Below are 22,462 nucleotides of genomic sequence, written 5' to 3' on the forward strand. Positions count from 1 at the left end.
TTACCTGGTTCGTCCACAACGGGCCGGAATGGCCCCCGTTTTAAGAGATCGGCGATTCTAGAGAAAGCAAGCCTCTAGGTCAATTTCCAACCAGCTTTTCCTTTATCTATGTATGTCCGGGTCCTGGGTTGTGAGTCAGTCTTGGCTAGATATAAAAATAAAGAAGGAAAGTATTTAAAGCTTTTCTGTAAAGCTTATAAAGGCTAGGGACGGCACCTTCTGTGGATAACTGGCTTAAGCCCTTATATTCCGTACTGTACAGAGGATGACAACACGGTTGAGAAACGGTGTCCTGCCTGTGCTGCGCTATCGGAAAACCTGTGTGTGGAACGAGCGGTTATCCACAGGCGAGTTATCCACAGAGTTTTGACCCGAGTTGTGCAATGACCTCAGGCGGGGTTATCCACAGAGCTTATGCACATACCATTGGTCGTGTTTATTCGGGGTAAGGCGTTGATTCTTAGTGTCCTGAGGGCACGCTACATGTGGATAAGTGGACGGCTGATCGCTACAATGGCCGCTTGTTTTTGCCTCACCGGCTTTCAACTTAGGGGATATCCGTGTCAGTGGAACTTTGGCAGCAGTGCGTGGAGCTTCTGCGTGATGAGCTGCCTGCCCAGCAATTCAACACTTGGATCCGTCCGCTACAGGTCGAAGCCGAAGGCGACGAGTTGCGTGTCTACGCACCGAATCGTTTTGTTCTCGATTGGGTCAACGAAAAGTACCTGGGCCGCGTGCTCGAGCTGCTGGATGAACACGGCAACGGCAGTGCGCCGGTTCTTTCCTTATTAATAGGCAGCAAACGCAGTTCGGCGCCTCGCGCTGCACCTAATGCGCCACTGGCCGCCGCTGCCTCGCAAGCGCTGCAAGCGGCAGCAGCCAATGCCACCCCGGCGGCGGCTCCTGCGCCAACTCCGGCACCGACGTCAGCTCCGGCCAAGAAAGCCGCGGCGCAGAAGAGTGCCGAGGTCAGCGAAGAACCCTCTCGTGACAGCTTCGACCCGATGGCGGGCGCCAGCTCGCAGCAGGCACCGGTACGCGCTGAGCAGCGTACTGTCCAGGTAGAAGGTGCGCTCAAGCACACCAGCTACCTGAACCGCACCTTCACCTTTGAAAACTTCGTCGAGGGTAAGTCCAACCAACTGGCTCGGGCAGCGGCCTGGCAGGTGGCGGACAACCCCAAGCATGGCTATAACCCGCTCTTCCTTTATGGCGGCGTCGGTCTGGGTAAGACCCACTTGATGCATGCCGTGGGTAACCACTTATTAAAGAAGAACCCGAATGCCAAGGTCGTGTACCTGCATTCCGAGCGTTTTGTTGCGGACATGGTCAAGGCGTTGCAGCTCAACGCCATTAACGAATTCAAGCGCTTCTATCGTTCGGTCGACGCATTGCTGATCGACGATATCCAGTTCTTCGCTCGCAAGGAGCGTTCCCAGGAAGAGTTCTTCCACACCTTCAATGCCCTCCTCGAAGGCGGCCAGCAGGTGATTCTCACCAGCGACCGTTATCCGAAGGAAATCGAAGGCCTGGAAGAACGCCTCAAGTCCCGCTTCGGCTGGGGCCTGACGGTAGCGGTCGAACCGCCGGAACTGGAAACGCGGGTGGCGATCCTGATGAAGAAGGCCGACCAGGCCAAAGTCGAACTGCCCCACGATGCGGCGTTCTTCATTGCTCAGCGAATTCGTTCCAACGTCCGTGAACTGGAAGGCGCACTCAAGCGAGTCATCGCCCACTCGCACTTCATGGGGCGCGACATCACCATCGAGCTGATTCGCGAATCGTTGAAGGACCTGCTGGCGCTGCAGGACAAGCTGGTGTCTGTGGATAACATCCAGCGCACCGTCGCCGAGTACTACAAGATCAAGATTTCCGATCTGCTGTCCAAGCGACGTTCGCGTTCGGTAGCCCGCCCCCGTCAGGTGGCCATGGCCCTGTCCAAGGAACTGACCAACCACAGCCTGCCGGAAATCGGCGATGTGTTCGGTGGCCGCGACCACACTACGGTGCTGCACGCCTGCCGCAAGATCAATGAACTTAAGGAATCCGACGCGGACATCCGCGAGGACTACAAGAACCTGCTGCGTACTCTGACCACTTGATGACTCCAACGCAGCTTATTAAGGCAAGGGACTAGACCATGCATTTCACCATTCAACGCGAAGCCCTGTTGAAACCCCTGCAACTGGTCGCCGGCGTCGTCGAACGCCGTCAGACCTTGCCGGTACTTTCCAACGTGCTGCTGGTTGTCGAAGGCCAGCAACTGTCGCTGACCGGTACCGACCTGGAAGTCGAGCTGGTCGGTCGTGTGCAACTTGAAGAGCCCGCAGAGCCGGGGGAAATCACCGTTCCCGCGCGCAAGCTGATGGACATCTGCAAGAGCCTGCCCAACGACGCGCTGATCGACATCAAGGTCGACGAGCAGAAACTGGTGGTGAAGGCCGGTCGTAGCCGCTTCACCCTGTCGACCCTGCCGGCCAACGACTTCCCGACCGTGGAAGAAGGCCCGGGTTCGCTGACCTGCCAGCTGGAGCAGAGCCGCCTGCGTCGCCTGATCGAACGCACCAGCTTCGCCATGGCCCAGCAGGACGTGCGCTACTACCTCAACGGCATGCTGCTGGAAGTGTCCGCCGGGATCATCCGCGCCGTGGCCACCGACGGTCACCGTCTGGCCATGTGCTCGATGCAGGCGGATATCGGCCAGCCCGATCGCCACCAGGTGATCGTGCCGCGTAAAGGCATCCTGGAGCTGGCCCGCCTGCTCACCGAGCCGGATGGCAACGTCAGCATCGTCCTGGGTCAGCACCACATTCGCGCCACTACCGGCGAGTTCACCTTCACCTCCAAGCTGGTGGACGGCAAGTTCCCTGACTACGAGCGCGTGCTGCCAAAAGGCGGTGACAAGCTGGTACTGGGTGACCGTCAGGCCCTGCGTGAAGCTTTCAGCCGTACCGCGATCCTGTCCAACGAGAAGTACCGCGGTATCCGTCTGCAGCTGGCCAATGGTCAGTTGAAGATCCAGGCCAACAACCCGGAGCAGGAAGAAGCGGAAGAAGAGGTGGGTGTTGAATACAACGGCGGCTCGCTGGAAATCGGCTTCAACGTCAGCTACCTGCTGGACGTGCTGGGCGTGATGACCACCGAACAGGTGCGCCTGATCCTGTCCGATTCCAACAGCAGTGCGCTGGTGCAGGAATCCGACAACGACGACTCGGCTTACGTTGTCATGCCGATGCGCCTGTAATCATGCTCAGCAGAAGCTAGATGTCCCTCAGTCGCGTCTCGGTCACCGCGGTGCGCAATCTGCACCCGGTGACCTTCTCCCCCTCTCCCCGCATCAACCTTCTCTACGGCGCCAACGGCAGTGGCAAGACCAGCGTGCTGGAAGCCATCCACCTGCTGGGGCTTGCCCGCTCGTTTCGCAGTGCCCGCTTGCTGCCGGTGATCCAGTATGAACAGCTGGCTTGTACGGTCTTTGGCCAGGTGGAATTGGCCCAGGGTGGGCACAGCAGCCTGGGGATATCCCGGGATCGTCAGGGGGAGTTCCAGATCCGCATCGACGGTCAGAATGCCCGCAGCGCGGCGCAGCTGGCGGAAATCCTGCCGCTGCAACTGATCAATCCGGACAGCTTTCGTCTGCTTGAAGGCGCTCCAAAGATCCGTCGACAGTTCCTGGACTGGGGAGTGTTCCATGTGGAACCTCGCTTCATGTCCACCTGGCAGCGCTTGCAGAAGGCCCTGCGGCAGCGGAACTCATGGCTGCGGCATGGTACACTTGACGCCGCTTCGCAAGCGGCCTGGGACCGGGAACTGTGTCAGGCCAGCGCTGAAATCGATGAATACCGCCGCGCATACATCAAAGCCTTGAAACCAGTCTTTGAGCGGACCTTGGGCGAGTTGTTGCAGCTCGAGGGCCTGACGCTTAGCTATTACCGTGGTTGGGACAAGGACCGAGAGCTCAGTGAAGTGCTCGCGGCCGCCCTGCACCGTGATCAGCAAATGGGTCATACCCAGGCCGGTCCACAACGTGCTGATTTGCGTCTGCGCTTAGGCGGACACAACGCCGCGGACATCTTGTCCCGTGGCCAGCAGAAGTTGGTGGTCTGTGCCTTGCGCATTGCCCAGGGGCACCTGGTGAGCCAGGCCCGTCGCGGTCAGTGTATTTATCTGGTGGATGACTTGCCGTCCGAGTTGGACGAGCAGCATCGCCGCGCACTTTGTCGCTTGTTGGAAGACTTACGCTGCCAGGTGTTTATCACCTGTGTAGACCACGAATTATTGAGGGAAGGCTGGCAGACGGAAACGCCAGTCGCTTTGTTCCACGTGGAACAAGGCCGTATCACCCAGACCCACGACCATCGGGAGTGAAGGCATGAGCGAAGAAAATACGTACGACTCGACCAGCATCAAGGTGCTGAAAGGTTTGGATGCCGTACGCAAACGTCCCGGTATGTACATTGGCGACACCGATGACGGCAGCGGTCTGCACCACATGGTGTTCGAGGTGGTCGACAACTCCATCGACGAAGCGCTGGCCGGCCATTGCGACGACATCAGCATCATCATCCACCCGGATGAATCGATCACCGTGCGCGACAACGGTCGTGGCATCCCGGTAGATGTGCATAAAGAAGAAGGCGTTTCGGCGGCAGAGGTCATCATGACCGTGCTCCACGCCGGCGGTAAGTTCGACGACAACTCCTACAAGGTCTCCGGCGGTCTGCACGGCGTAGGTGTATCGGTAGTGAACGCCCTGTCCGAAGAGCTGATTCTCACTGTGCGCCGCAGCGGCAAGATCTGGGAACAGACCTATGTCCACGGTGTTCCGCAAGAACGGATGAAGATCGTTGGCGACAGCGAAACCACCGGTACCCAGATTCATTTCAAGCCTTCGGCTGAAACCTTCAAGAACATCCACTTCAGCTGGGACGTCCTGGCCAAGCGGATTCGTGAACTGTCCTTCCTCAACTCCGGTGTCGGCATCATCCTCAAGGACGAGCGCAGCGGTAAGGAAGAGTTGTTCAAGTACGAAGGTGGCCTGCGGGCGTTCGTTGAATACCTGAACACCAACAAGACTGCGGTCAACCAGGTGTTCCACTTCAACATCCAGCGTGAAGACGGCATCGGCGTGGAAATCGCCCTGCAGTGGAACGACAGCTTCAACGAGAACCTGTTGTGCTTCACCAACAACATTCCTCAGCGCGACGGCGGCACCCACCTGGTGGGCTTCCGTTCTGCTCTGACGCGTAACCTGAATACCTACATCGAAGCCGAAGGCCTGGCCAAGAAGCACAAGGTTGCCACCACCGGTGACGACGCTCGTGAAGGCCTGACCGCGATCATCTCGGTGAAGGTGCCGGACCCTAAGTTCAGCTCCCAGACCAAGGACAAGCTGGTCTCTTCCGAAGTGAAGACCGCTGTCGAACAGGAAATGGGCAAGTACTTCTCCGACTTCCTGCTGGAAAACCCCAACGAAGCCAAGTTGGTGGTGGGCAAGATGATCGACGCTGCTCGTGCTCGTGAAGCGGCGCGTAAAGCCCGTGAAATGACCCGTCGTAAAGGCGCGCTGGATATCGCCGGCCTGCCGGGCAAACTGGCTGACTGCCAGGAAAAGGACCCTGCCCTGTCCGAACTCTACCTGGTGGAAGGTGACTCTGCTGGCGGTTCCGCCAAGCAGGGACGCAACCGCAAGACCCAGGCGATCCTGCCGCTCAAGGGCAAGATCCTCAACGTAGAGAAAGCCCGTTTCGACAAGATGATCTCCTCGCAAGAGGTCGGCACCTTGATCACTGCATTGGGCTGCGGCATCGGCCGCGAAGAGTACAACATCGACAAGCTGCGTTATCACAACATCATCATCATGACCGATGCTGACGTTGACGGTTCGCACATCCGTACCCTGCTGCTGACCTTCTTCTTCCGTCAGTTGCCGGAGCTGATCGAGCGCGGCTACATCTACATCGCCCAGCCGCCGCTGTACAAGGTCAAGAAAGGCAAGCAAGAGCAATACATCAAAGACGACGAGGCCATGGAAGACTACATGACCCAGTCGGCTCTGGAAGATGCCAGCCTGCACCTGAACGACGAAGCTCCGGGGATCTCCGGCGAGGCGCTGGAGCGCCTGGTCAACGATTTCCGCATGGTGATGAAGACCCTCAAGCGCCTGTCGCGCCTGTACCCGCAGGAACTGACCGAGCACTTCATCTACCTGCCGGCCGTGACCATGGAGCAACTGTCCGATCACGCCGCCATGCAGGATTGGCTGGCCAAGTACGACGCCCGCCTGCGCACCTCCGAGAAGTCGGGCCTGGTCTACAAGGCCAGCCTGCGGGAAGACCGTGAGCGTAATGTCTGGCTGCCAGAGGTCGAGCTGATCTCCCACGGCCTGTCCAACTACGTCACCTTCAACCGCGACTTCTTCGGCAGCAACGACTACAAGACCGTCGTCTCCCTGGGCGCTCAATTGAGCACCCTGCTGGACGAGGGCGCGTATGTTCAGCGCGGTGAGCGCAAGAAGGCCGTGACCGAGTTCAAGGAAGCCCTGGACTGGCTGATGGCGGAAAGCACCAAGCGCCACACCATCCAGCGATACAAAGGTCTGGGCGAGATGAACCCTGACCAGCTGTGGGAAACCACCATGGACCCAAGCATGCGTCGCATGCTCAAGGTGACCATCGAAGACGCCATCGGCGCCGACCAGATCTTCAACACCCTGATGGGTGATGCGGTCGAGCCACGTCGCGACTTCATCGAAAGCAACGCCCTGGCGGTGTCCAACCTGGACTTCTGATCCGCGGCGGCACCTAAAAAGCCAACGCCTAGCGTTGGCTTTTTTTTGCGCGGACATCACGGTGTTGTCTGTGGATCATGTAGCTGTTCTGCTCAACAGGAAGGCAAGGAGCCTATGAGTCGATTCAAGATTTCTCCATGGCTGTCCAGTTCCGGTGGCCCCTTGGTGGTGATAGGTGACGGCTTGGCCGGTATGTGGCGTGGCCTCGACGGCCATCCCTCGGATTACCACAGGGCGTGTCAGATTGATGACTATGCCGGCCGGCTGGAGGGTGTCGATGGCGATATTCTTGTCCTGGGTGACGAGCCTTTGGACACGGCGATTGCCACGGCAGACGACGCGTTGCTGATTATCCGATGGATTTGCGCCCCTTCTGAGGCCGAGGTGCTGGCGCAGCTTGAGCGGCTTGAGCTTGGTTCACTGACCCCGATCGAGCGGTTGAGTATTGATTGGTCAAGCGACGCGCTGGTGCTGTTTGATGGGGTCGACAGGTTTGATCCCAAGGCTTGTCTGCGCCTTCAACTGCTGTCGCCGCACAGCGAGGTATCGACATTTCGCTACCAAACCACGCCCGATACCGCCCTGTTGATCCATCAGATAGTGCCTTGTCAGCGGGCCCATCCGTACTGAGGTTCAGGTGCTGCGCAGCGCGGGTGTCCAGGGATATTTTTATAAAATGCTGGGACGACTTTTTCTATCCGTCCGATGAGAATACGGCCCTGGCCATACCGAATAGCGCAGAGGTCATATTTTCCTTCGAGGAAAACTTCTTTTACGGGCAGTTTGTGAGGCCCATGGCGGCGCCTCGGTGAGATGGAATGGACACCTCGACAGCACAGTTTCACAAGATCATTTTCAAGCTCACCGTCGACGCCGACGGTTACCCACCGGTGGGGTATGAATCGATGTGGGGCATTCAACGCGGCGCAGGTGTCTATGAGTTGGATAACACGCCCTGCTATCTCTACGGCGTGAGCAAGGGGGCCTGTCGCTGTTCACTGTGGATATCGCGCCCGAGGTCAGTTTTTGCGCAATTGACCAATACCTGTCCTCCATCACCGACGACCAACATATCGCCTATGAAGATGCCTGCTTACAGCACGGGGCCATTGAGCCTGCGCGCATGAGCGAGTGCCTATCGCTGGCTTCACTTGAGGTTCAAGCATGACGGTCGAATGGCCTGCCAATTATTTCAGCCAGGAACGCATCATTTTCAGCATGGCCAGCTCCGTCACCTGGCGTGTGGGCCTGGATCAGCTGGTGCTGTTGCTGGCAGCTGATCTGCAGGACGATCGAACCATCGAACAGGCGCTTCGAGACGTGTTTGTCGAGCCGTTGACCCCGCTACGCGGCTGAGCCTGGCTCGGTTCTTTTCACTCTTCTAAAAACAGCAATTGCTCGGAAATTTGTTATGGATGATGAAAACCAGGAAATATCGATCCGGGTTGTTGCGGGGCAGAACAGCCACGGCCCGGTCTATGAGCCGCTGCATGTACGGCGGATCGATGAGGACAGTTACGAGATTCTCTACTCACCGGGGCTGACGCTGAACCTGGCCAAGGGCGACATCATTTCGATCAAGGACCCCCAGGCCCCCGCCGTGGTGCTCAAGCGAGGCGGCAACTTCTGCATCCACATTTATGCAGATCATATTCCTGAAGAACATATCGTTGCCCTGGCGGCGGATGTGGCGAGCGAATTGGGCGGCATGCTCGACGGGCGCTATAAGGGCAATCTGACATTGTCGGTGCCGGCGCGAAACGGCATGGACAACATCGCCCTGTTCTTCAACCGCTTCCGCGAGACCACGGGCATCGAGTGGTACTACGCCAACATCTATAAAAACCTCGATGACTCCGATGACGAGACCTTGCTCAATTGGTGGCTGGAGCAATGAACGAAAGACAGCAGCTTATCTGTGAGCGCTACGATCTAGCCCCCCAGGCACCGGAGCCGATGATTGCACTGGCCACCGGTTCCCTGGCGCAGTCGCCCATCTATGGCACCCGGGTCGAGTTGCCGGAGAACGGCACGATCAGTTGGTTTATCCACTGCGGCGAACATTCCACAGCCGTGGATTTCTACCAGCCTCTGTGCGCCGAGCATCTGCTCGAGCTGTTGCCGGAGGTGATCGATTACCTGTATCTGCCGAGCGGGACGCGTTTCATCATCGACCGCGCCGGCTATGAAGATGTCTGGCAGGACCCGCAGTGATTTCAAGCCGCTTTTGACGGCAAGCAGTCAGTTACCCTGCTCGTCAGGCGACGCGACACTTTCCAGCCGGTAGCCGTAACCGTAGATCGTCAGCAACTGCCAGCCACGGTCCGCGGTCAGTCCGAGCTTGTTGCGCAGACGGTAGATGTGGGTATCCAGGGGCCGCGAGGAAATGATTTCCTCGTGGGTCCAGAACCGTTCGTACAGGTACTCCCGGGACAGCGGCCGGCCCAGGTTGGCGAACAGGCAGCGGGCCAGGCGGTATTCGCGCTCGGTCAGGCTGATGGGGGCACCGGCACGAGTGACGGTCAGTTCGGCGTCATCGAAACTCAAGTCATTGAAGGTCAGGACCTCCTCGCTGTTGCTGCGCTGCAGGCCGTGGCGGCGCAGCACTGCGTTGACCCGGGCCTTGAGTTCGTTGGGACGAAAAGGCTTGCTCAGGTAGTCATCGGCGCCGGTGTTCAGGGCCTGGACGATATCGCTCTCGGCATCACGGCTGGTGAGCATGATGGCCGCCGGAGGGGAGTCCATGTGCTCGCGGGTCCAGCGCAGCAACGACAGGCCGCTGAGGTCTGGCACTTGCCAGTCGAGAATCAGCAGGTCGAAGGTTTCCCGCCGCAGTTGGCGTAGCAGGTCTTCGCCCCGTTCGAAGCGATGCAGGGACCAGGCGGCTTCACCGGGGCCGGGAATTTCTCGCAGTGTCTGTTCCACCCGTGCCAGTTCTGCGGGTTCGTCATCCAGTATCGCGACACGCATGCCAGGCAGTTCCTTATGGTTCGAAGAGCACCTGAGACGCAGATCCAGCGGCTTCAGGCTGGGGGAAGTTTAGGTGTCTTGGCTGATTCTGAACAATTGTGGCGAATTGCTCTTGAGCCCCTGCTCCCTCGGTACGCTGATATCAAATAGCCGGTAAGGCACCTGGAGCACGGGTGCCTGGGGGGCTATCGCAGCAGCACGATACCGGCTCGCTCAAGCAAGGAAAAGAACCATGGGGAACATGTTCAGCAAAGGCCAGGTCGCGTTGGTCAGAATGTTCAGCGGCGATGATCCGCTGCGCCTGGTCAGTTTGATGCTGGCGGCTTATCTGGGGATCAGTGCCAACGTCTTGCCGTCGCCATCCGCTTCCTGCTGTGAGGCGGCCAAGGCCGAGGTTTACTCGACACTGGCCTCGCCCGACAGCCATGAAACCCGCCTGACCCTGGATGCCGAACCGGTACTGGGCAGAACAGCCCTGCCTGCGGATTGGCAGGCACCTGCACCACGCTGGGTCTTTTAGCAGGCGGGGCGATGATTCTGAACAAATATTGCAAATCCGTCGCAGCCTCTCGGCCAGCGTTACATTGCTCCTCGCTGAGTGGCACACGGGGGCACCTGGAAGTGCTCCGACACAGGGAGTGTCAACCGCCAGGCTGGCGGCACAACGCGCGCTTGCGTGCGTCGTTGAAGGGGAATACAGGGAGTGCCTCCTCAGGACTTTGGGCCGGGCGACCTGTCGCCTCGGTTCCGACACAGGGACGTGTCACTTTCTTCGCTCCCTGTGCGCTTCCCTCCCGGTTCCGACTCGTCCTCTCTCCTCTGGGCGACGCCGTGCAGCGTCCGGCTTTCTGCCCACGCGCTGCCTCAGGTATGGTGCGTAGGATTTCGCCGTGGTTTTCCCAAAGGCTCAAAGCATATTCATGAATGACCTCTGCCCTTCTCCGTCCATTGGCCGGTTGCAGGTGGCGTGCGCCGCATTGCTGCTAGCGGGTCTGATCCTGCCATCGTGCGCCGTGCAGGCTGCCCCGCAACGCCTTCCCTATATAGATGACAACCAGCAATGCCGTGGCCAGCCCTTGCCGGCTACCGTCGAGCATCTGACGGGTGACGCCTGGAAGCTGGATGCCAAGGGCCGCGAGGTGACCCTGGAAGAAGGCATGAGCATCGATGAGAAAGAAGGGGTGAAAACTTCGCCATCGGCTTTCGTCAGCCTGTCCCTTGGAGATGGTTCGCGAGTGGTGTTGCCCTCCAGTTCCCAGATCACCCTGCAACTCAATACGCAATACAGCATTCCTCAGGTGGTCCTGGAACAGGGCCAGATCGAGTCCTATGTGATCAAGCGCAACAGCGACCACGACCGCTTCCAGATCGTGACCCCCGTGGGCGTGTTGGGGGTACGAGGGACTCATTTCCGGGTGCGTAATGACGATCAGCAATCCCTGGTGGAGGTGCTCAACGGCCAGGTGGCGGTGAGCCGCGAAGACGAGCCGCCGAGCAAGGCTGCTCGACGTTCCGGCAAGCGCGTTGTGGATAAACCTGCAGGTCCGCGGCCAGGGGAAGTCCAGGTCATGGCGCGCCAGGGTTTGCGCATTCAGAAGCAGGGCGAGCTCAAACCGGTGGAACTGCTGGCCGCGCCCCGGCTGCTGGGGCAGGCCGGACAAACCGGCGCCCTGCCCGTCTGGCAGCTGATCCTGCAACCTTTGCCGGGTGCCCGTCGCTATCGGGCACAGGTGGCCACCGACAAGGGTTTCCTCAACATCAAGCAAGAACAGTTCTCCAGCACCCCGGAAGTGAACTTCACTGGCCTGAAGGCGTTTTTCTATCATGTACGGCTCTCGGCGTTCGACGAGCATGGCCTGGAAGGAGAAACCGGGGTCTATGACATCTTCTACTACCCCAGGACCACTCGTGTTCAATAACCCGTCGGCGGGCCGCCGATGAGTCTCTGGAAGCAAAGGGCCAACGGCCGTGAACCGACCCAGGCCCAGCGCCTGTTTCGCCGCCTGGTACGTGAATGGTTGTGGGTTGGCCTGATTCTTCTGCCCCTGACTGCCTTACTGTCCCTGAGCCACGGCCTGGCTTTGAACAACCTGTTCTATGACAACCTGCGACGTTTTACCCCGCTGCCGGTAGACCCGCGCATTCTGTTGGTGACCATCGACGACTACAGCCTGCAGCAACTGGGACGCTGGCCCTGGCCACGGGCGCTCCATGGACAGTTGCTGGACCGGCTGACGGACGCCAAGGTCAAAGGCGTGCTGTTCGATGTGATCCTCAGCGAACCCGGCAGCACTGTAGAAAACGACACGCAGTTGGCCGCCGCCCTGTGTCGCTCCGGCACGGTGTTCCTGCCGGTGCTGCGCGAGGGGGTTGCTCGCTATGGCCAGGACCTGGAGGAGATCCCACCGGTGTCGGTGTTGCGCCACTGTGCTCGGGGCCTGGGGCATATCAATGCGCAAGCGGATGCCGACGGCACCGTGCGCAGCGTCTACCTGCGCGAAGGTCCGCAGCAGGCACCGCGGGCGCAACTGACCTGGTTGCTCTATCAGCTCACCGAAGCCGATCCGCTGTCGTCGCTGATGCCGGGCCCCGCGACTGCGCAGATCAGCAGGGGCTGGCTGCGAGCCAACCCGGTACGTATTGCCTTTATCGACAAGGCGGCGGGCTTTCCCAGCGTGCCCTATGTCAGCGTGCTGCGTGGCGAGGTGCCTGCCGAGTTGCTGCGTGACCGGCTGATCCTGGTGGGGTCCACCGCCCCGGGGCTGGGCGACCGTTATGTCACCCCGCAATCCGGCAGCCAGGGCACCACCCCGGGCGTGGAGATCCAGGCCAACCTGCTCAATGGCCTGTTGCAGCATCGCAGCATCGTCGCCCTGGGCCAGTGGCCGGGGATGCTGTGGTCCATGGCCCTGACCGCAGCCTTGCTCGGATTGTTGCTGTGGCGTCCGCGCCACGCCTTGTGGATAACCCTGGGCTGCATGGGCCTGGCCCTGTTGGGATCGGTGCTGATGCTGCGCTTGGGCTACTGGTGGTCGCCGGTGGCCAGCCTGCTGGGCATGCTGCTGGCGTACCTGATCTGGAACTGGCGTCGGCTCAGCGTGATCCTGGCCTATTTCGGTTGGGAGCTGGAGCGCCTGGACAACGAGCCCAAGGTGTTGCCGGAGCGCCGTCGTGGCCAGACCCCCGCCGGTGATGTGCTGCAAGGGCAGATCGTTGCCCTGGAACAGGCCCTGAGCCGGACCCGGGATACCCGGCGCTTTATCGCCGACGGCTTGGAGTACTTGCCGGTGGCGACCCTGATCAGCGACCCGGACGGCAAGATTCTGCTGGCCAATCGCAATGCCCGGGAAGTGTTCGCCCACTCACTGGTCGGGCAGCCCTTGATCGCGCAATTGGCCGCCCTGGGCTATCCGGGCCTGACGGAACCTGCGCTGTATCCCAGGCTTGAGCAACTGACGGCGCTGGAGTTTCGCGACATTCAGCAACGCAGCCTGCGCATGGAACTGGCGCCGCTGCTGCCGGTGGACAGTGACAACGCCATCGGTTGGTTGTTGAGCCTCACCGACCTCAGCGTCGAGCGGGACGCCGAACAGCAACGGGGCGTATTGCTGCGTTTTCTTTCCCATGACCTGCGCGCGCCCCATTCGGCGATCCTTGCGCTGCTGGACGTGCAGAGCCGCCAGCCATCGCCGCCCAGGCAGGTCTACAGCCAGATCGAGCAGCAGGTGCGTCGAGCCCTGGGGCTGACCGAGGCATTCGTGCAATTGGCCAAGGCCGAGTCGGAGGCCTATCAGTTTGCGCCGAGCATGTTTGCCATGCTGGTCCTGGACGCCTTCGACCAGGCCACGACCCTGGCCCAGTTGAAGCATATCCACCTGGTGCACGACCTGGATGAGGAAGGCGAGAGCATGGTCCTGGCGGATCAGCCGCTGCTGACCCGGGCCCTGTTCAATCTGCTGGAAAACGCCATCAAGTACAGCCCGGCGAATTCCACCGTCAATGTTCGGGTGAGCTGTGCCGAGGGCTGGCTGCGTTGCGAAATCATCGACCAGGGCCGGGGCATTGCGGCCCAGGAACTGCCCCTGTTGTTTGGTCAGTACCAGCGGTTTGCCTCGGCCAAGGGCATCGACGGCCTGGGCCTGGGACTGTCCATGGTCAAGGCGGTGGTGGACCGGCATCAAGGGCGGATCAGCTGCCGCAGCGAGGTGGGCCAGGGTTCCTGTTTCATCCTTGAGCTGCCCTTGTTGGAGGAATAAGGGCGCGGGGATATTCCAGGCGAAAAAAAACCGGCATCAAGGCCGGTTTTTTTGGCTGCGGTAAAACTTATGCACGTTTTTCCACATTTTATGAGCTTGGGAAATATACATATAAATCAGTGATTTATAGGTCGATTTCAGCCGTTGTACGAATAGTCGTACACAGGTTATCCACAGAAGCTCATACAGCAACCTTATCCGTGGAAGTCGCCAATGGTGGCAATGAGCCCATATCTCGCTGGGCCTGTTCATTCCAGGCGGCAACCCGGTCGTTGAGCTCGGCGATGGCGCGTGGGCCGCTGCCTTCGGCGTACATCGGCGCGCCAATGGTCACGGTGATGGTACCGGGCCGCTTGGCCCAACCGGTCTTCGGCCAGAACTTGCCGGCGTTGTGGGCCACTGGCAGCACCGGCAGGTCGGCGTTTACCGCCAGGGCACTGCCACTGCGGGAGAACTTGCCGACGGTGCCATAGGGCACGCGAGTGCCTTCCGGAAAGATCAGCACCCAGACATTGTCCTTGAGCAGTTCGTCGCCCTTGCTCGCCACTTGCTTGAGGGCCGCCTTGGGGTTGTCGCGGTCGATGGCGATGGGGCGCAGCATGGCCATGGCCCAGCCGAAGAACGGCACATACAGCAACTCACGCTTGAGGACCTGGCTCAGAGGCTCGAAGTAGGCCGAGAGGAAGAAGGTCTCCCAGGTGCTCTGGTGATTGGAGACGATCACGCAGGGCCGCTCGGGGACGTTTTCAGCGCCCTTCACTTCCACGCGAATGTTCAGAAATACCTTGGTCAGCCACAGCGCGCAGCGACACCAGTAGACGTTGATAAAGCGGTAGCGCGCCTTGAAGGGCAGGAACGGCGCGATAAAAAAGCTCAGGGAGCACCACAGCAAGGAACTGGTGCCCAACAGCAGGTAAAAGAAGAAGGTTCTGATGGCCTGCAGGATCGACATAGCGGCATTTACCATTGCGGGCATGCCCGCCTGTTAAAAAGCGCTCTCCCGAACAGTCCTTGGTCAGGATGCCAGAAGGGGCCTAATTGTGGATAAGTTCAGCGGCAACGGCCGCCAGGTCGTCAAAAATCAAGGTGCCTACCGGCAGGGTTTTCCCCAGGGTCTTTTCGCCTTTCCCGGTCTTTACCAATACTGGCTGAGAGTCGACGGCTTTTGCGGCCTCCAGGTCACCGAGACTGTCACCGACAAACCATAGACCTGTCAGTTCTGCCTGGTAATGCTCGGCAATGGTCCGCAGCATGCCCGGTTTCGGTTTGCGACAGGCGCACCCTTCGTCGGGGCCGTGGGGACAATAGACGATCAGCCCGACCTCGCCGCCCTGCTCCGCCACCAGCTCGCACAGGCGCGCATGCATGGCGTCGAGGGTGGCCAGGTCGTAGTAGCCGCGAGCGATGCCGGACTGGTTGGTGGCGACCGCCACCGTCCAGCCGGCCTTGCTCAACTGCGCAATGGCTTCGATCGAGCCGGGGATTGGAATCCACTCCTGCACCGATTTGATGTAGGCATCGGAGTCGTGATTGATCACGCCGTCACGGTCGAGTATCAGCAGTTTCACAGCAGTTCCTTACCTGATCAGCTCAGTACCGAAATGTCCGCCACACCCAGGAACAGGCCCCGCAGACGCGCCAGCAGCGCATAGCGGTTGGCCCGCACCTTGGCGTCCTCGGCATTGACCATCACCGCCTCGAAGAAGGCGTCCACCGGCTCGCGCAGGGCGGCCAGGCGGGCCAGGGTCTCGCTGTACTGACGCGCTGCGGCCATCGGCTGTACAGCCTGGTCCGCCTGCTGGATCGCCGAGTACAGGGAGAACTCGTTGGCGTTGTCGAAGTACTTGGCTTCGACGGTGGTCGGCACATTGCCTTCGATCTTGCTCAGCAGGTTCGACACGCGCTTGTTCACCGCGGCCAGGGCGGCGGCTTCCGGCAACTTGCGGAAGGCCTGCACGGCTTGCACGCGCTGGTCGAAGTCCAGGGCCGAGCCCGGCTTCAGGGCACGTACCGACAGGTAGGTGGCCACATCCACGCCTTCGTCTTCATAACGGGCACGTAGACGGTCGAAGATGAACTCCAGCACCTGGTCGGCCAGGCCGGCGGCCTTGACCTTGCTGCCGAAGGCGCTGACGGCGAAGGCCACGGCGTCGTTCAGGTCGAGGTCGAACTTCTTCTCGATGAGGATACGCAGCACGCCCAGGGCAGCGCGACGCAGGGCGTAGGGGTCCTTGCTGCCGGTGGGCAGCATGCCGATGCCGAAGATCCCCACCAGGGTGTCCAGCTTGTCGGCGATGGCCACGGCGGCACCGGTCACGGTGCTTGGCAGCTCGGCGCCGGCGCCACGCGGCATGTACTGCTCGTTGAGGGCCAGGGCCACATCTTCCGGCTCGCCGTCATTGAGGGCGTAGTAGTAGCCGGCGATGCCTTGCATCTCCGGGAACTCGCCGACCATTTCGGTGGCCAGGTCGCACTTGGACAGCAGGCCGGCACGGGCTGCGCGCTGGGCGTCGCCGCCAATGCGCGGGGCAATGAAGGCGGCCAGCTTGGAAATCCGCTCGGCCTTGTCGTAGACGCTGCCGAGTTTTTCCTGGAACACCACGTTCTGCAGGCGCAGGTTGAAGTCTTCGAGCTTCTGCTTCTTGTCCTGCTTGAAGAAGAACTCGGCGTCGGTCAGGCGTGGGCGCACGACTTTCTCGTTGCCCTCGATGATCTGGCGCGGGTCCTTGCTCTCGATGTTGGCCACGGTGATGAAGCGCGGCAGCAGCTTGCCGTCCACGTCCAGCAGGCAGAAGTACTTCTGGTTGTCCTGCATGGTGGTGATCAGGGCTTCCTGGGGCACTTCAAGGAAACGTTCCTCGAACGAGCACACCAGCGGCACAGGCCATTCCACCAGGGCGGTCACTTCGTCCAGCAGGTCCGCCGGGACGATCGCCGTGCCTTCTTGCAGGGTTGCCAGTTCCGCGGTGCGCTTGCTGATCAGCTCGCGGCGCTCGTTGGCGTCGGCCAGCACGTAGGCGGCACGCAGGTCGGCCAGGTAGTTGGCCGGCGAGGTGATGCGCACGCTTTGCGGGTGGTGGAAGCGGTGACCACGGGAGTCGCGACCGGCCTTCTGGGCCAGGATGGTGCAGTCGATGACGTCGTCACCCAGCAGCATTACCAGCCATTGGGTCGGACGCACGAACTCTTCCTTGCGCGCGGCCCAGCGCATGCGCTTGGGAATCGGCAGGTCGTTCAGCGAATCTTCGACGATGGTCGGCAGCAGGCTGGCGGTCGGCTTGCCCTTGATGCTCTGGCTGTAGCGCAGTTTCGGGCCGCTCTGGTCGATCTCGCTGAGTTCGACGCCGCACTTCTTGGCAAAACCCAGGGCCGCCTGGGTCGGGTTGCCTTCAGCGTCGAAGGCCGCCTGGCGTGGTGGGCCGTCGAGGTTGATGCTGCGATCCGGCTGCTGGGTGTCCAGCTGGGTGATCAGTACCGCCAGGCGCCGTGGCGCGGCGTACACGTGCTTGGCCTGAAAGCTCAGGCCGGCGCTCTGCAGGCCTTTCTCGATGCCGGCCAGGAAGGCTTCGGCCAGGGTGTTCAGGGCTTTGGGTGGCAGTTCTTCAGTGCCCAGTTCAACCAGAAAATCTTGCGCACTCATTGTGCCGCCTCCAACTTAGCCAACACTTCATCACGCAGGTCCGGGGTCGCCATGGGGAAGCCCAGCTTGGCGCGAGCCAGCAGGTAAGCTTGCGCCACGGAACGCGCCAGGGTGCGCACACGCAGGATGTACTGCTGACGCGCAGTCACCGAGATCGCCCGGCGTGCATCCAGCAGGTTGAAGGTGTGCGAGGCCTTGAGGACCATTTCATAGCTCGGCAGCGGCAGCGGCTGATCCAGCTCGATCAGGCGCTTGGCCTCGCTTTCGTAGAAATCGAACAGTTCGAACAGCTTCTCGACGTTGGCGTGTTCGAAGTTGTAGGTCGACTGCTCCACTTCGTTCTGGTGGAACACATCGCCATAGGTGACCTTGCCGAACGGGCCGTCGGCCCAGACCAGGTCGTACACCGAGTCCACGCCCTGCAGGTACATGGCCAGGCGTTCCAGGCCGTAGGTGATCTCGCCGGTCACCGGGTAGCACTCGATGCCACCGGCCTGCTGGAAGTAGGTGAACTGAGTCACTTCCATGCCGTTGAGCCAGACTTCCCAGCCCAGGCCCCAGGCGCCCAGGGTCGGCGATTCCCAGTTGTCCTCGACGAAGCGGATGTCGTGCACCAGCGGGTCCAGGCCCACGTGCTTCAGGGAACCCAGGTACAGCTCCTGGAAGTTCTCCGGGTTGGGCTTCAAGACCACCTGGAACTGATAGTAGTGCTGCAGGCGGTTGGGGTTTTCGCCGTAGCGGCCGTCAGTCGGGCGACGACTGGGCTGCACATAAGCGGCGTTCCAGGTTTCCGGGCCAATGGCCCGCAGGAATGTGGCGGTGTGGAAAGTGCCGGCGCCTACTTCCATATCGTAGGGCTGAAGTACCACACAACCTTGCTCGGCCCAGTACTGCTGGAGGGCGAGGATCAAGTCTTGGAAGGTACGCACGGCTGGCGTAGGCTGGCTCACGAAATTCACCTGTTACTTGGGCTGCGATTTAAGGAGCGGGAGTATACCCGATTCAGTCCTGCGCACGCCCCCTGGAGCCTTATGCCACGCTGCTTTTGGTGTTCCGACGATCCGCTGTACATGGCTTATCACGATCAGGAGTGGGGCGTGCCGCTGCGCGATGGGCAGCGTCTGTTCGAGTTGTTATTGCTCGAAGGGTTCCAGGCCGGGCTGTCCTGGATCACCGTGCTGAAGAAGCGCGAGCGCTATCGCCAGGTGCTGTTCGGCTTCGATGTGCAGCGCGTGGCGCAGATGAGCGACGCCGAGATCGAGGACCTGATGCAGGACCCTGGCATCATCCGCAACCGCCTCAAGCTCAACGCCGCCCGGCGCAATGCCCAGGCCTGGCTGGAGCTGGAAGACCCGGTGGCCTTTCTCTGGTCCTTCGTCGGTGGTGTGCCCAAGATCAATCATTTCCGGGACCGCAGCGAAGTGCCGGCGGTGACCCCGGAGGCCGAAGCCATGAGCCGCGGCCTGCAGAAAGCCGGTTTCACCTTCGTCGGCCCGACCATCTGCTACGCGCTGATGCAGGCTTCGGGCATGGTCATGGATCACACCCGCGACTGTGATCGTTACGCCATCCTCTCCAACGCGCGGTTAGAATAGCCGGCTCGCGACACGCTTCAGACCGACAGATCAGGAGTCATTTGTGGATAAGTTCAAAGGCGCCCTGCTGGTGGGCGCTCTGCGGTTGTTTGCCCTGCTGCCCTGGCGCGCGGTGCAGGCGGTCGGCGCGGCCATCGGCTGGATCATGTGGAAGACCCCCAATCGCTCCCGCGACGTGGTGCGCATCAACCTGGCCAAATGTTTTCCACAGATGGACCCCGCCGAGCGCGAGCGTCTGGTGGGACAGAGCCTGAAAGACATCGGCAAGTCCCTGACCGAAAGCGCTTGCGCCTGGATCTGGCCGGCGGAGCGCTCCATTGCTCTGGTGCGGGAGGTCGAGGGCCTGGACGTACTCAAGGACGCCCTGGCCTCGGGCAAGGGCGTGGTCGGCATCACCAGCCACCTGGGCAACTGGGAAGTGCTCAACCACTTCTATTGCAGCCAGTGCAAACCGATCATTTTCTATCGTCCGCCCAAGCTCAAGGCCGTGGACGAGCTGCTGCGCAAGCAGCGGGTGCAACTGGGCAACCGCGTGGCGGCCTCCACCAAGGAAGGCATCCTCAGCGTCATCAAGGAAGTGCGCAAAGGCGGTGCGGTGGGCATTCCCGCCGACCCGGAACCGGCCGAATCCGCCGGGATCTTCGTGCCCTTCTTCGCCACCCAGGCGCTGACCAGCAAGTTCGTGCCGAACATGCTGGCCGGCGGCAAGGCCGTGGGGGTCTTCCTTCACGCCCTGCGCCTGCCGGATGGTTCGGGCTACAAGGTGATCCTCGAAGCGGCCCCGGACGACATGTACAGCACCGACACCGAAACCTCCTGTGCGGCCATGAGCAAGGTGGTCGAACGCTATGTCGGGGCGTACCCGAGCCAGTACATGTGGAGCATGAAACGCTTCAAGAAGCGCCCGCCGGGTGAGGCACGCTGGTACTGACCGAGCTGGCACGATCTGTGGATAACTTCGCGTAGGGCGTTATCCACAGCACACACAACAAGGGCGCAGAAGATGTCCGAGCACCGCAAGTCGTTTCGCATCAAGATTTCCCACGAGAGCATTGGCGAATGCCTGGGGCAGACTCGCAACCTGTCTGCCAGTGGCGTCTATGTGCAAAGCCCGGTCCTGGCGCAATTGCCCAAGGGCGCGGTGGTCTATGGCCAGGTGCAGGGCTTGCCGGCGGCGGCGCCCAGGGTGCGCATGGAAGTGGTCCAGGCGGACGCGGAAGGGATCGCCTTGCGCTACCTGTGAAATCGTCCTGTAGCCGCTGCCGAGCCCGCGAGGCTGGGAAAAGGACCGAAGGGCCTTGCTTGGCGATCTCCAGCCGAACCTGTGTCGTCTCAAGATCTTTGCGTCCCTGCGGGCCGTTCGCAGCCTTCGGCAGCGGCTACAGGGGATAGAGGTCAGCCTTGAGACTGGCGGTCGAGTTTTTTCAGGAACACGGTCATTTCCTTTTCTGCCTGTTTGTCGCCATGCCCCCGGGCCGCTTCCAGGCCCTGTTCCCAGGCCTGACGCGCCGCCGCCAGGTCGCCCTGTCCCTGGCAGGCCTTGCCCAGCAGCTTCCAGGCCGCCGAATACTTGGGATCGAAACTCACACAGTGCTGCAGGTGCTCGGCGGCCTTGGCGAAATCGCCCTGGTCCAGATAGCCCTTGCCCAGGCCAAAGCGCAGCAAGGCGTTATCCACACCCTTGGCGAGCATTTTTTCCAGCGATTCAAGCATCGTTGTCACTCCTGTGGGCTCATGTAGCCGCTGCCGCAGGCTGCGCAAGGTCAGCGCCTGCGGTGCAGTCGATCGCAGCCTGCGGCAGCGGCTACACAGTGGTTGATCAGAAGAAGCTCAGGCCGACGTGGAACAGTTTCTCCACGTCGCGAATGTGCTTTTTATCCACAAGGAACAAGATCACGTGGTCGCCGGCTTCGATCACCGTGTCGTCGTGGGCGATCAGCACTTCTTCATCGCGAATGATCGCGCCGATGGTGGTGCCCGGCGGCAAGCCGATGCTCTCGATGGCGCGGCCGATCACCTTGCTCGACTTGGCGTCGCCGTGGGCGATGGCCTCGATGGCTTCCGCCGCGCCACGGCGCAGGGAGTGCACGCTGACGATATCGCCGCGGCGCACGTGGGCCAGCAGGGTGCCGATGGTGGCCAGCTGCGGGCTGATGGCAATGTCGATATCGCCGCCCTGGATCAGGTCGACATAGGCCGGGTTGTTGATGATGGTCATGACCTTCTTCGCCCCCAGGCGCTTGGCCAGCAGCGAGGACATGATGTTGGCCTCGTCGTCGTTGGTCAGGGCCAGGAAGATATCGGCGTCGGCGATGTTCTCTTCCAGCAGCAGATCGCGGTCCGAGGCGCTGCCCTGCAGCACCACGGTGCTGTCCAGGGTGTCGGACAGGTAGCGGCAGCGGGCCGGGTTCATCTCGATGATCTTCACCTGATAGCGGCTTTCGATGGCCTCGGCCAGGCGCTCGCCGATCTGCCCGCCACCGGCGATGACGATGCGCTTGTAGGACTCTTCCAGGCGGCGCATCTCGCTCATCACCGCGCGGATGTGGGCCTTGGCAGCGATGAAGAACACTTCGTCGTCGGCCTCGATCACCGTATCGCCCTTGGGCATGATCGGCCGGTCGCGACGGAAGATCGCCGCCACCCGGGTATCGACATTGGGCATGTGCTCGCGCAACTGACGCAGTTGCTGGCCCACCAGCGGACCGCCGTAATAGGCCTTGACCGCCACCAGTTGTGCCTTGCCTTCGGCGAAGTCGATCACCTGCAGGGCGCCGGGGTGTTCGATCAAACGCTTGATGTAGTTGGTCACCACCTGCTCGGGGCTGATCAGCACGTCCACCGGGATCGCGTCGTTGTCGAACAGCCCGGCGCGGGTCAGGTAGGCGGCTTCGCGCACCCGGGCGATCTTGGTCGGGGTGTGGAACAGGGTGTGGGCGACCTGGCAGGCAACCATGTTGGTTTCGTCGCTGTTGGTCACCGCCACCAGCATGTCGGCGTCGTCGGCGCCGGCCTGGCGCAATACCGTCGGGAACGAGGCGCGGCCCTGCACGGTGCGGATGTCCAGGCGGTCGCCGAGGTCGCGCAGGCGTTCGCCGTCGGTGTCGACCACGGTGATGTCGTTGGCTTCGCTGGCCAGGTGTTCCGCCAGCGTGCCACCCACTTGCCCGGCGCCGAGGATGATGATTTTCATCCAGTCACTCCCTTAAAA

The 22,462-nt window shown here is 61.1% G+C and carries 22 protein-coding genes; 15 read left to right on the forward strand and 7 right to left on the reverse strand.

The features are described from left to right. Positions 1 to 560 precede the first annotated feature (560 nt). From dnaA to WIN67_RS00045, 9 genes are all read left to right on the forward strand, one after another. Positions 561 to 2,102: a chromosomal replication initiator protein DnaA gene (gene dnaA, locus WIN67_RS00005; protein WP_060842037.1), complete on the forward strand. Its 1,542-nt coding sequence runs from the start codon at positions 561 to 563 to the stop codon at positions 2,100 to 2,102. 38 nt (positions 2,103 to 2,140) lie between these two features. Then, a complete protein-coding gene (gene dnaN / locus WIN67_RS00010; protein ID WP_011058392.1) occupies positions 2,141 to 3,244 on the forward strand; it encodes a DNA polymerase III subunit beta in 1,104 nt (367 codons plus the stop codon). A gap of 20 nt (positions 3,245 to 3,264) precedes the next feature. Beyond that, positions 3,265 to 4,368: a DNA replication/repair protein RecF gene (gene recF / locus WIN67_RS00015; protein WP_102862424.1), complete on the forward strand. Its 1,104-nt coding sequence runs from the start codon at positions 3,265 to 3,267 to the stop codon at positions 4,366 to 4,368. Between the two features lie 4 nt (positions 4,369 to 4,372). Next, on the forward strand, positions 4,373 to 6,790 hold the full coding sequence (gyrB, locus tag WIN67_RS00020) for a DNA topoisomerase (ATP-hydrolyzing) subunit B (RefSeq protein ID WP_123723708.1): 2,418 nt from the start codon (positions 4,373 to 4,375) through the stop codon (positions 6,788 to 6,790). A 114-nt stretch (positions 6,791 to 6,904) separates the two neighbouring features. Beyond that, on the forward strand, positions 6,905 to 7,420 hold the full coding sequence (locus WIN67_RS00025) for an Imm21 family immunity protein (protein ID WP_300246768.1): 516 nt from the start codon (positions 6,905 to 6,907) through the stop codon (positions 7,418 to 7,420). 188 nt (positions 7,421 to 7,608) lie between these two features. Beyond that, positions 7,609 to 7,917, forward strand: coding sequence for a hypothetical protein (locus WIN67_RS00030; RefSeq protein ID WP_339070457.1), 309 nt, complete (start codon positions 7,609 to 7,611; stop codon positions 7,915 to 7,917). A 37-nt stretch (positions 7,918 to 7,954) separates the two neighbouring features. Further along, on the forward strand, positions 7,955 to 8,146 hold the full coding sequence (locus WIN67_RS00035; protein WP_253084140.1) for a hypothetical protein: 192 nt from the start codon (positions 7,955 to 7,957) through the stop codon (positions 8,144 to 8,146). A 55-nt stretch (positions 8,147 to 8,201) separates the two neighbouring features. After that, positions 8,202 to 8,687: a DUF4265 domain-containing protein gene (locus WIN67_RS00040; protein ID WP_339070458.1), complete on the forward strand. Its 486-nt coding sequence runs from the start codon at positions 8,202 to 8,204 to the stop codon at positions 8,685 to 8,687. Next, the gene (locus tag WIN67_RS00045) at positions 8,684 to 9,004 is read left to right on the forward strand and encodes an immunity protein Imm33 domain-containing protein (protein WP_339070459.1); all 321 of its coding nucleotides are present in this window, start codon (positions 8,684 to 8,686) and stop codon (positions 9,002 to 9,004) included. The genes WIN67_RS00040 and WIN67_RS00045 overlap by 4 nt, the downstream gene beginning before the upstream one ends. A gap of 27 nt (positions 9,005 to 9,031) precedes the next feature. Here the strand turns inward: WIN67_RS00045 and WIN67_RS00050 are convergent, their stop codons facing one another. Next, positions 9,032 to 9,760 carry a response regulator transcription factor gene (locus WIN67_RS00050; protein WP_102881402.1) on the reverse strand — a complete coding sequence of 243 codons (729 nt, stop codon included), beginning with the start codon at positions 9,758 to 9,760 and terminating at the stop codon, positions 9,032 to 9,034. Positions 9,761 to 9,992: 232 nt separating this feature from the next. Between WIN67_RS00050 and WIN67_RS00055 the strand changes: the two genes are divergently transcribed. The 3 genes from WIN67_RS00055 (at position 9,993) to WIN67_RS00065 (ending at position 14,016) form a co-directional block, all read left to right on the forward strand. Beyond that, on the forward strand, positions 9,993 to 10,280 hold the full coding sequence (locus tag WIN67_RS00055; RefSeq protein WP_110594148.1) for a hypothetical protein: 288 nt from the start codon (positions 9,993 to 9,995) through the stop codon (positions 10,278 to 10,280). A 400-nt stretch (positions 10,281 to 10,680) separates the two neighbouring features. Then, on the forward strand, positions 10,681 to 11,679 hold the full coding sequence (locus WIN67_RS00060; protein WP_339070460.1) for a FecR family protein: 999 nt from the start codon (positions 10,681 to 10,683) through the stop codon (positions 11,677 to 11,679). An 18-nt stretch (positions 11,680 to 11,697) separates the two neighbouring features. Further along, positions 11,698 to 14,016: a CHASE2 domain-containing protein gene (locus tag WIN67_RS00065; protein ID WP_339070461.1), complete on the forward strand. Its 2,319-nt coding sequence runs from the start codon at positions 11,698 to 11,700 to the stop codon at positions 14,014 to 14,016. A gap of 181 nt (positions 14,017 to 14,197) precedes the next feature. Here the strand turns inward: WIN67_RS00065 and WIN67_RS00070 are convergent, their stop codons facing one another. The 4 genes from WIN67_RS00070 to glyQ form a co-directional block, all read right to left on the reverse strand. Beyond that, on the reverse strand, positions 14,198 to 14,968 hold the full coding sequence (locus WIN67_RS00070) for a lysophospholipid acyltransferase family protein (RefSeq protein WP_102881406.1): 771 nt from the start codon (positions 14,966 to 14,968) through the stop codon (positions 14,198 to 14,200). An 82-nt stretch (positions 14,969 to 15,050) separates the two neighbouring features. Then, on the reverse strand, positions 15,051 to 15,584 hold the full coding sequence (gene gmhB, locus WIN67_RS00075; protein WP_296407400.1) for a D-glycero-beta-D-manno-heptose 1,7-bisphosphate 7-phosphatase: 534 nt from the start codon (positions 15,582 to 15,584) through the stop codon (positions 15,051 to 15,053). Positions 15,585 to 15,601: 17 nt separating this feature from the next. After that, entirely contained in the window at positions 15,602 to 17,656 is a 2,055-nt protein-coding gene (gene glyS / locus WIN67_RS00080) for a glycine--tRNA ligase subunit beta (RefSeq protein WP_102881407.1), read from the reverse strand. After that, positions 17,653 to 18,606 carry a glycine--tRNA ligase subunit alpha gene (gene glyQ / locus WIN67_RS00085; protein ID WP_003177094.1) on the reverse strand — a complete coding sequence of 318 codons (954 nt, stop codon included), beginning with the start codon at positions 18,604 to 18,606 and terminating at the stop codon, positions 17,653 to 17,655. The genes glyS and glyQ overlap by 4 nt, the downstream gene beginning before the upstream one ends. Positions 18,607 to 18,687: 81 nt before the next feature. On the opposite strand from glyQ, the gene tag reads away from it, so the two are divergent. The 3 genes from tag to WIN67_RS00100 all read left to right on the forward strand — a co-directional run bounded on the left by tag (position 18,688) and on the right by WIN67_RS00100 (position 20,494). Continuing rightward, positions 18,688 to 19,251, forward strand: a complete 564-nt coding sequence (tag, locus tag WIN67_RS00090; protein WP_102881408.1) for a DNA-3-methyladenine glycosylase I — start codon at positions 18,688 to 18,690, stop codon at positions 19,249 to 19,251. Positions 19,252 to 19,294: 43 nt separating this feature from the next. Further along, positions 19,295 to 20,182: a lysophospholipid acyltransferase gene (locus WIN67_RS00095; RefSeq protein ID WP_102881409.1), complete on the forward strand. Its 888-nt coding sequence runs from the start codon at positions 19,295 to 19,297 to the stop codon at positions 20,180 to 20,182. 72 nt (positions 20,183 to 20,254) lie between these two features. After that, positions 20,255 to 20,494, forward strand: coding sequence for a PilZ domain-containing protein (locus tag WIN67_RS00100; protein WP_092318073.1), 240 nt, complete (start codon positions 20,255 to 20,257; stop codon positions 20,492 to 20,494). A 152-nt stretch (positions 20,495 to 20,646) separates the two neighbouring features. On the opposite strand, the gene WIN67_RS00105 is transcribed toward WIN67_RS00100, so the two are convergent. Together WIN67_RS00105 and trkA are read right to left on the reverse strand one after the other, a co-directional pair. Further along, a complete protein-coding gene (locus WIN67_RS00105; RefSeq protein WP_170001370.1) occupies positions 20,647 to 20,964 on the reverse strand; it encodes a tetratricopeptide repeat protein in 318 nt (105 codons plus the stop codon). A gap of 106 nt (positions 20,965 to 21,070) precedes the next feature. After that, positions 21,071 to 22,444 carry a Trk system potassium transporter TrkA gene (gene trkA, locus WIN67_RS00110; protein ID WP_102862439.1) on the reverse strand — a complete coding sequence of 458 codons (1,374 nt, stop codon included), beginning with the start codon at positions 22,442 to 22,444 and terminating at the stop codon, positions 21,071 to 21,073. Between the last annotated feature and the right edge of the window lie 18 nt (positions 22,445 to 22,462).

The organism is Pseudomonas idahonensis (assembly GCF_037903935.1).
Lineage (GTDB): Bacteria > Pseudomonadota > Gammaproteobacteria > Pseudomonadales > Pseudomonadaceae > Aquipseudomonas > Aquipseudomonas danubii.

Excerpts from the sequence above, each read along its gene's own strand:
- trkA (WP_102862439.1), bottom strand. The coding sequence starts at position 22,444 with ATGAAAATCATCATCCTCGGCGCCGGGCAAGTGGGTGGCACGCTGGCG.
- WIN67_RS00050 (WP_102881402.1), bottom strand. The coding sequence starts at position 9,760 with ATGCGTGTCGCGATACTGGATGACGAACCCGCAGAACTGGCACGGGTG.
- gyrB (WP_123723708.1), top strand. The coding sequence starts at position 4,373 with ATGAGCGAAGAAAATACGTACGACTCGACCAGCATCAAGGTGCTGAAA.
- WIN67_RS00030 (WP_339070457.1), top strand. The coding sequence starts at position 7,609 with ATGGACACCTCGACAGCACAGTTTCACAAGATCATTTTCAAGCTCACC.
- WIN67_RS00105 (WP_170001370.1), bottom strand. The coding sequence starts at position 20,964 with ATGCTTGAATCGCTGGAAAAAATGCTCGCCAAGGGTGTGGATAACGCC.
- dnaN (WP_011058392.1), top strand. The coding sequence starts at position 2,141 with ATGCATTTCACCATTCAACGCGAAGCCCTGTTGAAACCCCTGCAACTG.
- WIN67_RS00035 (WP_253084140.1), top strand. The coding sequence starts at position 7,955 with ATGACGGTCGAATGGCCTGCCAATTATTTCAGCCAGGAACGCATCATT.
- WIN67_RS00055 (WP_110594148.1), top strand. The coding sequence starts at position 9,993 with ATGGGGAACATGTTCAGCAAAGGCCAGGTCGCGTTGGTCAGAATGTTC.
- recF (WP_102862424.1), top strand. The coding sequence starts at position 3,265 with ATGTCCCTCAGTCGCGTCTCGGTCACCGCGGTGCGCAATCTGCACCCG.
- WIN67_RS00065 (WP_339070461.1), top strand. The coding sequence starts at position 11,698 with ATGAGTCTCTGGAAGCAAAGGGCCAACGGCCGTGAACCGACCCAGGCC.
- glyS (WP_102881407.1), bottom strand. The coding sequence starts at position 17,656 with ATGAGTGCGCAAGATTTTCTGGTTGAACTGGGCACTGAAGAACTGCCA.
- WIN67_RS00100 (WP_092318073.1), top strand. The coding sequence starts at position 20,255 with ATGTCCGAGCACCGCAAGTCGTTTCGCATCAAGATTTCCCACGAGAGC.
- WIN67_RS00025 (WP_300246768.1), top strand. The coding sequence starts at position 6,905 with ATGAGTCGATTCAAGATTTCTCCATGGCTGTCCAGTTCCGGTGGCCCC.
- WIN67_RS00045 (WP_339070459.1), top strand. The coding sequence starts at position 8,684 with ATGAACGAAAGACAGCAGCTTATCTGTGAGCGCTACGATCTAGCCCCC.
- WIN67_RS00060 (WP_339070460.1), top strand. The coding sequence starts at position 10,681 with ATGAATGACCTCTGCCCTTCTCCGTCCATTGGCCGGTTGCAGGTGGCG.
- tag (WP_102881408.1), top strand. The coding sequence starts at position 18,688 with ATGCCACGCTGCTTTTGGTGTTCCGACGATCCGCTGTACATGGCTTAT.
- WIN67_RS00040 (WP_339070458.1), top strand. The coding sequence starts at position 8,202 with ATGGATGATGAAAACCAGGAAATATCGATCCGGGTTGTTGCGGGGCAG.
- WIN67_RS00070 (WP_102881406.1), bottom strand. The coding sequence starts at position 14,968 with ATGTCGATCCTGCAGGCCATCAGAACCTTCTTCTTTTACCTGCTGTTG.